The following is a 13,727-nucleotide window of genomic DNA, read 5'->3' as shown; positions in this document are numbered from 1 at the left end:
CGGGTGAGCGCGGGCGGGCCCGCCCGCGCTCACCCGCCCGCTCTCACCGTCAGTCCTGCCGCACGTCGTCCCAGGAGAAGCCGCGCAGCACCGTGAGGTTGCCCAGCGCCAGTGCCGCCGGTCCCTCCGCCGAGGCCGGTGCCGCGTTCCCCGCCGCCCAGACCTCGACCGCCACGCGGACCGCGGCGCTCGCGGTGGCCGCGGCGAAGCGCAGCCTCGGGGACGCGGCGAGTCGGATGGCAACGATGTCGTCGCCCTGGGCCAGCCGTCGCGCCAGGATCTCGGTCAGCTCGCCCTCCGCGTCGTGGCAGACCTCCGCCCACACCTTCCGCAGCGCCGGAGCGGCCTCGGCCAGCCGGATCAGGGTCCGGGCCCACTCCCAGGAGACCGCCGGCACCCCGGCCCCGGGGGTCAGCGTTCCGCGCACCGCGTGTTCGAGGGCCTGCGGCAGCGACAGCCCGGCCGGGGCCTCGCGCACCGCTTCCGCCCAGTGCCGTGCGCCGGCCGCGTACAGCGGGGCGACGGCCTCCTCCTTGGTGGCGAAGTAGCGGTAGAAGGTACGCGGGGCGATCCCGGCGGCCTGGGCGATGTCCTCGGCGCGGGTGGCGCGCAGTCCGCGTGTCGCGAAGAGACGTGCCGCCGCCCGGGCGATCTCCATCCGCGTCGCCGCCTTGCGCCGCTCGGTCAGCGAGGGAACGGCGGCCGCGGGAACGCCGGCGGGACCGGCGGCCGCGAAGGCCACAGAAGAAGCGGCGGAAGAGGCGACAAAAGCGGAACGAGCGGAGGGGGAGGAACAGGAGGAGCCGGGAAGAGCTGGTGCGGGGGTGGTACTCACGCTCGGCAGGCTATGCCCATGTGGCACAATCTGCCATTCGGCGGGCCACCCCGGAGTTCAGGTACGGGGTGCCCCGCCCTTCAGGCGTGCACATATCCGGAAGCTTCTTGCCGGAGGGGGCGAGCCGGGCCCCGGCACCCGGGGGGATGGGCGCCGAAGCCCGACTCTGGGAAAGTCCCGGCGCCGGGGGGGGATTGCGTCGGGACCTGGCTCATCGGTGCGAGGGCGGGCGTCCCCGGCCACCCCGCAGGGCCCGGACTCCCGTGCCCGGGAGTCTTGTTCCCGGGCCCCGCGGGTTGAAGCGGCGATACATCGCCATGTTTGCGCGGACTTTCGCCACCCGGCGTACGACCCCAGCGCATGGCCCTGGGCGCACCCATCAGGTACACGCCCCGGCCGTACGCCGGGCGGTGCGTACGCCGACAGGCGAAGGCCCGCACCGCGTCGTGCGCCGGCCTCACGCCGTCGGCGTCACGCCGCCGCGTCGAACCCGGTGTCGCGCGCCAGCTTCTTCAGTTCGAGGAGCGCGTGCTTCTCGATCTGGCGGATGCGTTCACGCGTCAGACCGTGCTCCTTGCCGACCTCGGTGAGCGTGCGCTCACGGCCGTCCTCGATGCCGTAACGCATCTTGATGATGGAGGCCGTGCGCTGGTCGAGGCGGCCGATCAGGCCGTCCAGTTCCTCGCTGCGCAGCAGGGTGAGGACGGACTGTTCCGGCGACACCGCCGAGGTGTCCTCCAGGAGGTCGCCGAACTGGGTGTCGCCGTCGTCGTCCACCGACATGTTCAGCGAGACCGGGTCACGGGCCCAGTCGAGCACGTCGATGACACGCTCCGGCGTCGAGCCGAGTTCGGCGGCGATCTCCGCGGGCTCCGGCTCACGGCCGTTCTCGCGGTTGAACTCGCGCTGCACACGCCGGATCCGGCCCAGCTCCTCCACCAGGTGGACGGGGAGACGGATGGTGCGCGACTGGTCCGCTATCGAGCGCGTGATCGCCTGCCGGATCCACCAGGTCGCGTACGTCGAGAACTTGAAGCCCTTGCGGTAGTCGAACTTCTCGACCGCGCGCACCAGACCGGCGTTGCCTTCCTGGATCAGGTCGAGCAGGGGCAGACCGCTGCGCGGGTAGCGGCGGGCCACGGCGACGACCAGGCGGAGGTTGGAACGGATGAAGACGTCCTTGGCCCGTTCCCCGGCGGCGTCCAGCGCCTCCAGTTCCTCGCGGGTGGCGTCCGTGCCGGACTCCGCCTCACCGTCGAGGACCTGCCGCGCGAACACACCCGCTTCGATGGTCTGGGACAGGTCGACTTCCTTGGCTGCGTCGAGCAGCGGTGTACGCGCGATCTCGTCGAGATACATGCCGACCAGGTCGCGGTCGGCGATCTCGCCGCCATGGGTGCGAACACTGCTTGCCGCGTCGGCCGTCTCGCCGGTGGCGGACTTACGACGGGCGACGGCACGGGTTGCCATGCGTGCTCCCTTGCGATGGTGGGTGCGGGTGGGCCTGCGAACGCCTGACACCGCGCCCGGGACTCTCGCGGCTTTCTCCGGACTCTGCTCGGGTGCCCTGCATCCGATGGAAACAACGACTGGAATCAGGACAGAATTCCCAACCCGTCACCCTATTTTTCTGATCATGCAGTACCCTGTGCCGCCACGGAGGGGGACCGATGCCGTCGGAACGTACAGAAGTCCAGGTCAGGCCGGGGATCGAGAGTGATCTCGAAGCCCTCACGGCCCTCTACAACCACTACGTACGCGAGACACCCATCACCTTCGACACGGCTGTCTTCACTCCGGAGGAGCGCCGCCCTTGGCTGCTCTCCCACCCTGAAGACGGTCCGCACCGCCTGATGGTTGCCACGTCGGGGGCACCGAAAGGGATCTCACAGGAGATTCTGGGTTACGCCACATCCAGCCCCTACCGCGCGAAGGCCGCCTACTCCACCTCCGTCGAGGTCACGGTCTACGTCGCCCCGGGGGCCGGCGGCCGCGGCGTCGGCACGCTCCTGTACGAGGCGCTCTTCGAGGCGCTGGCCGGCGAGGACCTGCACCGCGCCTACGCGGGCATCGCCCAGCCCAACGAAGCGTCCGTGCGGCTGCACGGACGCTTCGGGTTCCGGCACGTGGGCACCTACCGGGAGGTGGGCCGCAAGTTCGGCCGCTACTGGGACGTGGCCTGGTACGAGAAGGACCTCTGACCGAGCCGCACGGAGGCCCGGCCGGACCGCATCCGTCGTACGCGTCGGCCGTGCCGCCCCCGTCGCACGGATTCAGCCGAACTGCACCGACCGCTTGGCCATGCCCAGCCAGAACCCGTCGATCACGGACCGCTGGTCGTCCAGTTCGCCGGCCACCTCCGCCGCGCCCATGGTCACGAACAGCGGGGCGAAGTGCTCGGTGCGCGGGTGGGCGTAGCGGCCCGCCGGGGCCTTGTGGAGGAAGTCCAGCAGGGCGTCCCAGTCACGCGCCTCCAGCGCCCGCCGGCCCCATTCGTCGAACTCGGACGACCAGGTGGGCACCCCCGGGCCGGTGTGCCGCAGCGCCGCGAGGTTGTGGGTGAAGAAGCCGGAGCCGACGATCAGCACGCCCTCGTCGCGCAGCGGGGCGAGCCTGCGGCCGATCTCCATCAGCCGTACCGGGTCGAGGGTCGGCAGGGAGACCTGGAGGACCGGGATGTCGGCGTCCGGGAACATCTCCGCCAGCGGGACGTAGGCGCCGTGGTCGAGGCCCCGGTCCGGGATGTCCTGCACGGGGGTGCCCGGGGCGCGCAGCAGCTTGCGGACCGACTCGGCGAGCCCGGGGGCGCCGGGGGCCTCGTACGTCACCTGGTAGTAGTGCTCCGGGAAGCCCCAGAAGTCGTAGACGAGCGGCACGGTCCGGGTGGCGCCGAGGGCGAGCGGGGCCTCCTCCCAGTGGGCGGAGACCATGAGGATCGCCCTGGGCCGCGGCAGGTCGGCGGACCAGGCGGCGAGCTGACCGGGCCAGACCGGGTCGTCCGCGAGCGGCGGGGCGCCGTGGCTGAGGTAGAGGGCGGGCATGCGCTCCTGGGCGGCGGACATGGCGGGGGGCTCCCTCCGGTGGACCGGATGTCGTCGGACCTGGTCGGCGGCGCGCAGTCGGTGCTCGAACTCCGCGACCAGTGCTTGAACTCTAAAGCTAACTGTCGTCCAGGCTAACCCCGCTTTGTTTAAACTTCAAGGACAACCCTCGTACAGTGGAGTACATGAACACGGCATCCGCGGCGCCCCCCGCCTCCCCCGCACCCGCCGACGAGCCCCAGTGGCTGACCCCGCAGGAGCAGCGCGTCTGGCGCTCCTATCTGCACGCCACCACGCTGCTGGAGGATCACCTCGACCGCCAGCTCCAGCGCGACGCGGGCATGCCGCACATCTACTACGGCCTCGTCGTCACGCTCGCCGAGGCGCCGGAGCGCCAGCTGCGGATGACCGAGCTGGCAAAGAAGGCGAAGATCACCCGCTCCCGCCTCTCCCACGCGATCGCCCGCCTGGAGAAGAGCGACTGGGTCCGGCGCGAGGACTGCCCCTCCGACAAGCGGGGCCAGTTCGCGGTGCTCACGGACGCGGGCCTCGAGGTGCTGCGGCGCACCGCGCCGGGCCATGTGACGGCCGTACGGCAGGCGCTGTTCGACCGGCTGAGCCCGGAACAGCAGAAGTCCCTCGGCGAGATCATGCAGATCGTCGCCGAGGGACTCCAGCCGAACGAAGCAGGCGCGGACCTGCCCTGGCAGCGCTGAGCGACCGGTCACGGCGGCCCGCTCACGGCCGGGGCGGGCCCACGGGCGTGCGGACGAGACGTCCCCTTCCTCGTCCGCACGCGGGGCCCGAAGAGATACGACCGGGCGGGCGCCGTCAGTGGGCGATCACCGGAACCGGCACCTCGTCCTCGGCGTCCTCGGCACCCTCACCACTGCCGCGCACCACGGTCGAACCCGGACGGCCCGCGTTGACCAGGGTGAAGGCGATGGAGGCGGAGACCACCAGGATGCCGACGGCGAACCAGATGGCGCTGGTGTAGCCGTGCACCATGCCCTCCAGCTGGACCAGCTGCTGCTGCGGCTTGGACCCGGCGGAGGCGATGTGGTCCTTGACGTAGGACGTGGTGGCCGAGGCGGCGATCGTGTTCAGCAGGGCCGTACCGATCGCGCCGCCCACCTGCTGCGAGGTGTTGACCATCGCGGAGGCGACACCGGCGTCACGCGCCTGGACGCCCTGGGTGGCCAGGGACATGGCCGGCATGAACGCCGTACCCATGCCGAGACCGAGCAGCAGCTGGGCCGGCAGCAGCAGACCCGCGTACGAGGAGCCGATCTCCATCTGGGTCAGCAGCAGCATGCCGAGCGCGGCGGTCAGGAAGCCGGGGCCCATGAGCAGCCGCGGCGGGACGCGGGTCATCAGGCGGGCGCCGATCTGGGTGGAGCCCGTGATCATGCCCACGATCATCGGCAGGAACGCGAAGCCGGTCTTGACCGGCGAGAAGCCCTTCACGACCTGGAGGTAGTAGGTCAGGAAGAGGAACAGGCCGAACATCGCGATGACCGCGAGGCCGAGCGAGAGGTAGACGCCACCGCGGTTGCGGTCGGTGATCACGCGCAGGGGCAGCAGCGGGGCCTTGACCTTGGACTCGACGAACACGAAGGACGCGAGCAGCAGCGCCGCGGCGACGAACAGACCGATCGTCACGGAGTCGCTCCAGCCGTCGGACTCGGCGCGGGTGAAGCCGTAGACGAGGGAGACCAGGCCCAGGGTGGACAGCAGGACACCCGGGATGTCGAGCGGCGAGCGGTTGCGGCCGCCGGCCGGCTCACGGATGACGAAGTACGCGCCCGCGGCGGCGACGACGGCGAACGGGATGTTCACGAAGAACGTCCAGCGCCAGTCCAGGTACTCGGTGAGGAAGCCGCCCAGGATCAGACCGACGGCGCCGCCGCCACCGGCGATGGCACCGTAGATGCCGAACGCCTTGGCGCGCTCCTTGGCGTCGACGAACATCACCGCGAGCAGGGAGAGCGCGGCGGGCGCGAGCAGCGCGCCGAAGGCACCCTGCAGGGCGCGGGCGCCGAGCAGCATGCCCTCGCTCTGCGCGGCACCGCCGAGGGCCGACGCGGCGGCGAAGCCGATCAGGCCGGTGACGAAGGTGCGCTTGCGGCCCCAGATGTCGGCGATCCGGCCGCCGAAGAGCAGCAGACCACCGAAGGCGAGCGCGTAGGCGGTGATGACCCACTGGCGGTTGCCGTCGGAGATGCCCAGGTCCTGCTGGGCGGAGGGCAGCGCGATGTTCACGATGGTCGCGTCGAGGACGACCATCAGCTGGGCGAGCGCGATGAAGACGAGCGCTTTCCAGCGGTTGGAATGTGCGTCGGTCACGTCGGTGACGCGCCGGGCTGTTTCAGACATGGGGGTACCCACTTCGGGACTTCGATACGAAAAAAGGCAAAGGAAAGGGACGAGTTGACGCTCTGACGATCTGACGAGCCGTCTGCCCCGCTGTTCGAGACGGGTTTCGGACGGACTTCAGATCAACGGTCCACGGACCGGTGAGGTACGCGAGGTGTCGATACGGCTGTGGCTGTGGCTGTGCGTGTCGGTGTCGCTGTCGATACGGCTCAGGCTCGGCGCAGGTCCTCCATGGTCACGGCGGTGCCCGGCAGGACGGAGCGGGCCGGGGCCCGCAGACCGTCCAGGAACATCTGCAGATGGCGGTGGACGAAGCGGTCGACGCTGAGGCATCCCGTCCCGGCCGGCGGCCGGCTGAGCTGGGCCACGGCGACCATCAGGTCGCCGACGCCCACGTCCGTACGGAGCTGCCCGGCCGCCCTGGCCCGGTCCATGACCTTCTCGATGACCCCTTCGGCACGCTCGCGCGCGGCCTCCAGGTCGGGGTGGTGCTCGTCGAACGTGCTGGAGACCATCGGGCACAGCGCGCCGATCCGCTCGTCGGCGGCGGCGTGCACGAAGCGCTCCAGCGCCGCGAACGCGTCGCCGGTCTCGGCGAGCGCGACCTCACCGGCCCGCACCGTACGGTCCATCACCGAGCAGACGACCTCGCGGACGAGGGCGTCCCGATCGGGGAAGTTCCGGTACAGCGTGGCATTGCCGAGCCCGGCACGGCGGGCGATGTCGTCGAGCGGCACATCCGGCCCGAACTCCACGAACATCTCCCTGGCGGCCGTGACGATCCGCTCCCGGTTGCGCAGCGCGTCGGCGCGGGGCCGGGTGTGCCTGCGCTGCACGGGGGTCACGGACGCGGTCTGCACGGCATGCTCCATCGGTCGAAGGTGACTGCGATCCGGGGACGGTCTCCCCGTTTCGCGCGAACACAGGTCTAAACGGGGAAACGATCCCCGGATATTTCCCGTCTCCGAAGAGTTTTCATGTGACCTGAGCCACACACCCTCCGGCCATGCCTCGCCCGCGCCCGATGTGACCGCCGTCACGCGCCATGGGCCCGCCTACCGGTGAGAAACCCACGATCGGCCCCTCCAGCGCGCGCGTGTCGGGCCACCGAACCAGGGTGAATCGCAAGGGTGCAGCCTGGTTCCGGCGGCTGCCTGGAGCGAAGGGCACACGCATGCAGCCGCAGCCGCCCCGCCGTCGGATACGCCCGTACCGTGTGGCTGCCCTGGCATCCGTGACCGCCCTGACCTTCGCGCTCAGCACCTCGGCGGGCACCGGCCACCTCGCTCCCTCCACGTCGGCCGGGGCGGGCCCGATATCCCTGAGCCGGGTTCCCGCCGCCCTCGGTCCGTGCATGATCAGCGGGGACCAGTCCATCCAGATGTCCGAGGGCGTCCCGACCATCAGCGGCTACTCCCGCTCCACCGGCACCGTCCACGCCCTGACCCTGATGGTCGACTTCTCCGACGCGCCGGGCCGGGGCAGCGCGATGGACCGCTTCCACGAGTTCTTCCCGCAGACCCAGAAGTGGTTCCGCACCAGTTCCTACGGCCGCCTCGACTACCGCCCCGAGACACCGATCACCCACTGGCTGCGCATGCCCAAGCCGTTCAAGGCGTACGGGATAGAGCGCGGCGCGCCCTTCGACCCCGGGTACCGCGACCTGATCCAGGACATCGTGGCCGGCGCCGACCCGAGCGTCGACTTCCGCTCGTACGACCTGCTGAACGTGCTGGTGACCCCCAACGCAGGCCCCTCCGCCCTGGACACCGTCCTGTCGGTGACCTTCGCCGGCAACAAGGACGCGCCGGTCGCGGACGGCGTCCCGGTCGCCAACGCCTCCTTCGTCTACTCCCGCCAGGACGACGGCTCCGGCTCCTACGACCGCACCGGCTACCGCGTCCTGCCGCACGAGAACGGCCACGTCTTCGGCCTGCCCGACCTCTACACCCAGGAGGGCGGGGGCGCGGTCGGCCACTGGGACATCATGAGCGAGGACTGGGGGGCCGACAACGACCTGCTCGGCTGGCACAAGTGGAAGCTGGGCTGGCTCGACGCCTCACAGGTCAGCTGCGCGGCGCACCACGGCACCACCGAGTACGAGCTGACCCCGCTGGCACGCGCCGGCGGCCCGAAGCTCGTCTTCGTCCCCCTCGGCCGGCGCAGCGGCTACGCCGTCGAACTGCGTACCCGCGGGGGCAACGACGAGGCGGTCTGCCGACCGGGCGTACTGATCTACAAGATCGACGCGTCGGTCGACACCGGCATGGGGCCGGTCACGGTGTACGACTCCCGGCCCGACTCCGGCGGCTGCACCCGCAGCCCGAACGTCCAGGCCGAACTCTCCGACGCCCCCTTCGTCCCCGGCGAGGAGTTCAAGGACCCCAAGCACGGCATCCGGATCGCGATCGCGTCGGCCGACCTGTCGGGGAACTACCGGATACGGGTGACACGGCAGTAGGACCGTTCCCGAAGCCCCCGGCGGCCCGGCAGGGGTCCCGGCGCCACCCGCCACCACCGGACCAGGACCGGGACTACGGTGGGCCTGCCGCGAACGCCGTACCGGAGAACCGATGCCCGCGAACCCCAGGACCGAGGCCCACGGGGCCACCGGCGCCGACGCCACCCCCAGCGGGGGCGCCGACCCGGCCGCCACCGCCGTACCCGCCGAGGCCGTGACCCCGTTGCTGCGGGGCGTCGCGGTGCTGAGGCGGCTGACGGAGGCGGGCGGGACGCTCAGCCCGAGCGACCTGGAACGCGCCACCGGCCTCGCCCGCTCCACGGTCGACCGGATCACCGCCACTCTGGCCCGCACGGGGTACGTACGCCTCGACGGCCGCGACGTGGTCCTCGCCCCCCGTGTGATGGAACTGGGCAACGCCTACCTGGCGGCGCTGCGGCTGCCCGCCCTGCTCGACGCCCGCGCCGACCGGCTGGCCGACGAGCTGGACGAGTCCGTCTCCCTCGCGGTGGCCGACCACGACGGCATCCGCTTCATCCACCAGGCCACCCGCCGCCGCGCGATGTCCCTGAGCTTCCGCATCGGCGACCTGCTCCCGGCCGAACGCACCGCGCCGGGCGCGCTGTTCGCCACGGAGTGGGACGCGGCGGACGTCCGGCGCCGGCACGAACGCCGGGCGGCGGACCCGCAGGACCGCGCCTTCCCGACCGTACCGCCGCGCTCCCCCGACGCCCCGGACGACTTCGGACAGCGCACCGAACGGGCTCGCGCGGACGGCTGGGCCCTGGACGACCAGCTGATCGAACCGGGCCTGGTGGCGGTCTCCGTCCCGGTACGCGACCCGCACACCGGAAGGATCGCCTGCGCGGCGAGCGTGGTCAGCCACACCAGCCGGCACACGGCGACGGATCTGCGCGACAAACTCCTGCCCCGGCTGCGCACGGCGGTGGCGGCGATGGAGGACGACCTGCGCACCGCGCCGGCGCCGACACCCGGACCGGCCCCGGCGGGCCTGGCGACCTGGACGGGCGCGTCGAAACAGGAACTGGGCCGGGACTTCGTCGAGTCGCTGGCCCGTGGCCTGACCGTGCTGACCGCCTTCGGCGAGGGCCGCGCCCGCCTGACGCTGACGGAGGTGGCGAAGGCTACGGGCCTGGCGCGGGCCACGGCCCGGCGGGCGCTGATCACCTACGAACACCTCGGCCTGGTGACGGCGTCCGACGACCGCACGTTCGCCCTCACCCCCCGGGTCCTGTCGCTCGGCTTCCCGCCCCTGTCGCGTACGTCGCTCCCCCGCATCGCCCGGCCGCACATGGCCGAACTGGCCCACCGCGTCCACGAGTCGACGTCACTCGCGGTGCTGACCGCCACCGGCACGGAGATCCAGTACACGGCCCGGGTGGCCACCAGCCACGTCATGAGCGTGGACATCACGGTGGGGACGCGACTGCCCGCGTACGCGACCTCGATGGGCCGCGTCCTGCTGGCGGACGTGCCGGAGCCGGAGCGCGCCCCGGACACCCTGCGCCCCCTCACCCCCCGGACGATCACCGACCCGGCGCTCCTCGCCCGCACCCTGGCCACGACCCGCGCGCGGGGCTACGCCCTGGTCGACGAGGAACTGGAGGAGGGACTGCGCTCGCTCGCGGTCCCGGTCCGCGACCGGACGGGCCGGGTCGTCGCCGCCCTCAACACGGCGACACACGTGGCCCGCCGCACGGTCGACGAGTGTCTGAACGGCCTCCTCCCCGAACTGACCGCCACGGCCCACCGCATCGAGGCCGACCTCCACGTGGCGGGCCGCTTCACCCGCGTCCCCGTGGCCTGACCGTTCCCGGCACCGGAAAGCCGCGCGTGCCTGTGGCCGGTCACTTCCCCAGGAAGGCGAGGAGCGCGGAGTTGACCTCTTCCGCGTGGGTCCACAGCAGCCCGTGCGGGGCGCCCTCGATCTCCACGTAGTCGGCGGACGGCAGCGCCTTGCGGAAGGGGCGCGCGGTCCCCTCGACGGGGAGGATCCGGTCGCCCGTGCCGTGCAGGATCAGGGCCGGTACGTCGATGGCCGGGATGTCGGCCCGGAAGTCGGTGTACCAGGTCGACGGCGCGGCGGCCGCGGCGAAGAAGCCACCACCCGCCGCGACGTTCCAGTGGTACGACCTCCCGGCGAGGCACCGCCGGCGGTCGCCGCGCTGCTGCAGCACATCACCTGACGGCAACTCGCCGCGTTGACGTACGACCCGCACCGACACCGTCGCGACTCCCGAGGTCGTCACACGAGCACTCGACACGATCTCCTCCCGACGACCCCGGCAAGCCGCCCCACCCCGTTCACCCCACCACCCCGCGCCGGATCCCTCGGCAAGACACAACCCCGCACGTCGAGCACGCCACCCGCTACACTGGCGGCGGCGAGCAGGCCCTCACCGGTCGATCACCAACCTGTCCAAAACATGCCAAGAGCGGGCCACATGCGCGGCCTCGTTCTGGACACGTCTACCGACAGTTCCCCGCCTTCGTAGCTCAGGGGATAGAGCACCGCTCTCCTAAAGCGGGTGTCGCAGGTTCGAATCCTGCCGGGGGCACAGTGCCTGAACAGGCGCGATGTATTGGAAAGGCCCCGGACCGATCATGGTCCGGGGCCTTTGACATCCACTTCTGGCACGAGGTGGAGCCGGACGTACGCCTCGTACTTTTCGTCAGGCAGCCTCCTCGATCCGGCCGAGCAGGACGTTGCATCGACAAGACGGCCGCAGGTCACGGCCGCGCGGGGATCAGTTGTGGCTGACGTGGTGGCAGAACAATCTGGTTGAGCGTCGACGGGTGGGCCCGGTGAGGTTACGTCCGGCGGACAACGCCGCACCGGGCTCCCACACCTGGGTCACCAGTAAAGGCCCAGGTCACAGACCCAAGCCTTCCTGTTCATCGAGAGCGTCGGCCGCTGGACCCAACTCCACGGCCGCTGGCGGTAAGCGTCTCAGGCGACGGTGTATTCGGCGTCCCCGAAGTCCGCGACCACGCGCAGCCGGCCACCGAGCGCTTCCACGTAGGCCCGGAGGGTCGCGACCTCCGCGCGATCCAGCTCACCGTGCTCGATCGCGGAGACCCGAGGTGCCGAGACCCCCATCGACGCGGCTACTTGGCGCTGAGTCAGCGCCTGTTCACGCCTGACCTCCGCGAGCTTGTGAGCACGCACTTCAGCGGTCAGCCGGTCCATTGCCGCTTGCTTCTCCTGGGCCGACCGCACCGGAAGCCCAGCGGCCGCACGCCGCTCGCGCGCCTTGCGCTTGGTCTCCTCCCAGCTCACGGCACTCATTCGTACTCCCTGGTTTCAAGATCGGCCAGATGCGTCCGGTACCGCTCCTCAGCGAGCGGAATGTTGATGTCGTACCAGCTCTGCCAGTTTCCGGCCTTGTCGCCGGCCACCAGCAGTACCGCCCGGCGCACCGGATCGAAGGCGAAGAGGATGCGGATCTCGCTGCTCCCGGACGATCCCGGCCGCAGCTCCTTCAGGTGATGATTCTCGGCACCCTTGATCCGGTCGACCAGTGGACGGCCGAGCGTCGGCCCCGTGGCCGCCAGCATGTCGATGGCGTCTTCTACCTGTTCAGCGCTGTCCCAGTCCTCTTCGGCCAGCGCCTCGAACCACGCCGCCACCTCCCCGACAAGGACCACTTCCCATTGAGCCACAGCCGCCATGTTAATGCAAGCGTTAACTTCGCCGCGGCGATCCGAGGAGACCGGAGCGCACCACGAGCCCACCGGATCGAGCAGGAAACCACGATGGAAGCGACCGCTCCCGACGAAGCCTCGCCACGGTCTTTCGCCTGGGCCAGAGATCGAGCCGCCCCCGGATGATCACAGCTTCCCAAGCTGACGCCGCCGACGAAGCCAGCGCGGGCAAGCGGCCTCGCCCTCGCCGTATGCGGGTGCCTACGATCACGCGGTGAGCTACGACATCTACTTCTTGAACCGACGCGACGGGCAGTCCTGGGACGAGGTCCTGGAAGCCATGGAGGACACGGCCGAGGACAGCGAGCCGATACCCGCCCCTCTCCTTGAGGCTTGGGACCGAATCGTGCCGCAGGCCCGGAGGCTGCTGGGCCCAGCGGAAATCACGGAGTACGAGCAGGAGTCGCGGGACCTGAGCCACTCGGGCACAGGCATCGGCCTGTCCGTCTTCGGTGACGAGGTGAGCATCACCGTGCCCTACTGGCACGCGGGGGACGAGGCCGCGGTCGTGCTCGGCCTGGTCTCCGCCCTCGCCGCCGTCGTCGAGAAGGAGACCGGGCTCACCGCCTACGACCCTCAGACGGAACGTCCACTGGTGGAAGCGCCGATGGAGGACTCGATCAGACTGATGTCGCGAATCACCGACGATCTGCACAGCCGCTACGGCGGTTGAGCACCGGGCGGCCGAGCCTGCCAGGTTCCGGGCTGATTGCTCGCTGCGTGCCACAGTCGCGCCGGATACAAGGGTCCGAGCGGTGGGCCGCCTCAGCACCCCAGGTCCGGCCATCCATCCTTGTTGGAGTAGCTCTCGAAGCAGTACCGGGTCGGGCGGTCCCACTCCTTCCCGGTGGCGAGTTCGTACGCCTGATCCGGCACGTACAGCAGCCACTCCCCGTCGAACTCGGTGGAGGTGTACGGGGCGAACTTGTCGACGTCGAAGAAGACGTCTTCCCATACGGCTCGTCCCGCGGCGACGACGGCGCAACGGGCGTACAGGAACACGTCGGCAGACTGTGGGAAGGGCTCGCCGTTCCGGTCCGTCATGTCGGCGACCGGAAGCGTCCCGAACTTCTCTTGGTCCAAGCGGTGGAGAGCCTCGGCATGACGTTCCGCGAAGCCGATGATGTCGGGGACGGAACGGCGGCTCAGCTCCTCTGCCAGGCGTCGACAGCTCGCCTCCGTGGCTTCGCCGTTCAGGGTGGCCATCAGCGCCCAGAAGGCGGCCCATGTCATGGTCACCGGCGCAGGATGCCAGAGCGGTCTGACATCCACTGCTGACATCAACGAG

The 13,727-nt window shown here is 70.7% G+C and carries 13 protein-coding genes, 1 tRNA gene and 1 pseudogene; 6 read left to right on the top strand and 9 right to left on the bottom strand.

Going from position 1 to position 13,727, the window contains the following annotated elements; translation table 11 throughout:
* Nucleotides 1–49 precede the first annotated feature (49 nt).
* The gene (locus ACWC24_RS35345) at nt 50–658 is read right to left on the bottom strand and encodes a TetR/AcrR family transcriptional regulator (protein WP_450666994.1); all 609 of its coding nucleotides are present in this window, start codon (nt 656–658) and stop codon (nt 50–52) included.
* Nucleotides 659–1,306: 648 nt separating this feature from the next.
* Nucleotides 1,307–2,305 carry a sigma-70 family RNA polymerase sigma factor gene (locus ACWC24_RS35340; RefSeq protein ID WP_450666990.1) on the bottom strand — a complete coding sequence of 333 codons (999 nt, stop codon included), beginning with the start codon at nt 2,303–2,305 and terminating at the stop codon, nt 1,307–1,309.
* Nucleotides 2,306–2,505: 200 nt separating this feature from the next.
* On the opposite strand from ACWC24_RS35340, the gene ACWC24_RS35335 reads away from it, so the two are divergent.
* Nucleotides 2,506–3,036: an N-acetyltransferase family protein gene (locus ACWC24_RS35335; protein ID WP_450666989.1), complete on the top strand. Its 531-nt coding sequence runs from the start codon at nt 2,506–2,508 to the stop codon at nt 3,034–3,036.
* Nucleotides 3,037–3,108: 72 nt separating this feature from the next.
* Here ACWC24_RS35335 and ACWC24_RS35330 read toward each other — a convergent pair whose 3' ends face one another.
* Nucleotides 3,109–3,897 carry a dioxygenase family protein gene (locus ACWC24_RS35330; protein ID WP_450666988.1) on the bottom strand — a complete coding sequence of 263 codons (789 nt, stop codon included), beginning with the start codon at nt 3,895–3,897 and terminating at the stop codon, nt 3,109–3,111.
* Between the two features lie 164 nt (nt 3,898–4,061).
* On the opposite strand from ACWC24_RS35330, the gene ACWC24_RS35325 reads away from it, so the two are divergent.
* Nucleotides 4,062–4,592 carry a MarR family winged helix-turn-helix transcriptional regulator gene (locus tag ACWC24_RS35325; protein WP_450666987.1) on the top strand — a complete coding sequence of 177 codons (531 nt, stop codon included), beginning with the start codon at nt 4,062–4,064 and terminating at the stop codon, nt 4,590–4,592.
* A 115-nt stretch (nt 4,593–4,707) separates the two neighbouring features.
* Here the strand turns inward: ACWC24_RS35325 and ACWC24_RS35320 are convergent, their stop codons facing one another.
* Both ACWC24_RS35320 and ACWC24_RS35315 read right to left on the bottom strand, forming a co-directional pair.
* Nucleotides 4,708–6,252 carry an MFS transporter gene (locus ACWC24_RS35320; protein WP_450666986.1) on the bottom strand — a complete coding sequence of 515 codons (1,545 nt, stop codon included), beginning with the start codon at nt 6,250–6,252 and terminating at the stop codon, nt 4,708–4,710.
* Between the two features lie 209 nt (nt 6,253–6,461).
* On the bottom strand, nt 6,462–7,124 hold the full coding sequence (locus ACWC24_RS35315) for a TetR/AcrR family transcriptional regulator (RefSeq protein ID WP_450666985.1): 663 nt from the start codon (nt 7,122–7,124) through the stop codon (nt 6,462–6,464).
* Between the two features lie 302 nt (nt 7,125–7,426).
* On the opposite strand from ACWC24_RS35315, the gene ACWC24_RS35310 reads away from it, so the two are divergent.
* On the top strand, nt 7,427–8,713 hold the full coding sequence (locus ACWC24_RS35310; RefSeq protein WP_450666984.1) for a M6 family metalloprotease domain-containing protein: 1,287 nt from the start codon (nt 7,427–7,429) through the stop codon (nt 8,711–8,713).
* Nucleotides 8,714–8,825: 112 nt separating this feature from the next.
* The gene (locus ACWC24_RS35305; protein ID WP_450666983.1) at nt 8,826–10,541 is read left to right on the top strand and encodes an IclR family transcriptional regulator domain-containing protein; all 1,716 of its coding nucleotides are present in this window, start codon (nt 8,826–8,828) and stop codon (nt 10,539–10,541) included.
* Nucleotides 10,542–10,581: 40 nt separating this feature from the next.
* Here ACWC24_RS35305 and ACWC24_RS35300 read toward each other — a convergent pair.
* Nucleotides 10,582–10,857: pseudogene (locus tag ACWC24_RS35300) on the bottom strand (alpha/beta fold hydrolase); the annotation flags it as partial.
* A 362-nt stretch (nt 10,858–11,219) separates the two neighbouring features.
* Between ACWC24_RS35300 and ACWC24_RS35295 the strand changes: the two are divergent.
* Nucleotides 11,220–11,292: transfer RNA gene (locus ACWC24_RS35295), tRNA-Arg, on the top strand.
* 392 nt (nt 11,293–11,684) lie between these two features.
* Here the strand turns inward: ACWC24_RS35295 and ACWC24_RS35290 are convergent.
* On the bottom strand, nt 11,685–12,023 hold the full coding sequence (locus ACWC24_RS35290) for an XRE family transcriptional regulator (protein WP_450666982.1): 339 nt from the start codon (nt 12,021–12,023) through the stop codon (nt 11,685–11,687).
* Complete coding sequence (locus tag ACWC24_RS35285; protein WP_450666981.1) at nt 12,020–12,406, bottom strand: type II toxin-antitoxin system RelE/ParE family toxin; 387 nt, start codon at nt 12,404–12,406, stop codon at nt 12,020–12,022. Before ACWC24_RS35285 ends, ACWC24_RS35290 begins: the two co-directional genes overlap by 4 nt.
* Nucleotides 12,407–12,653: 247 nt before the next feature.
* Between ACWC24_RS35285 and ACWC24_RS35280 the strand changes: the two genes are divergently transcribed.
* Nucleotides 12,654–13,112, top strand: coding sequence for a hypothetical protein (locus tag ACWC24_RS35280; RefSeq protein WP_450666980.1), 459 nt, complete (start codon nt 12,654–12,656; stop codon nt 13,110–13,112).
* A gap of 92 nt (nt 13,113–13,204) precedes the next feature.
* On the opposite strand, the gene ACWC24_RS35275 is transcribed toward ACWC24_RS35280, so the two are convergent.
* Complete coding sequence (locus tag ACWC24_RS35275) at nt 13,205–13,672, bottom strand: DUF4240 domain-containing protein (RefSeq protein ID WP_450666993.1); 468 nt, start codon at nt 13,670–13,672, stop codon at nt 13,205–13,207.
* Nucleotides 13,673–13,727: the final 55 nt, after the last annotated feature.

It is taken from the genome of Streptomyces sp. NPDC001443 (assembly GCF_053597355.1).
Note: the sequence above shows the minus strand (reverse complement) of the source record. Positions and strands in the feature narration are given on the sequence as shown.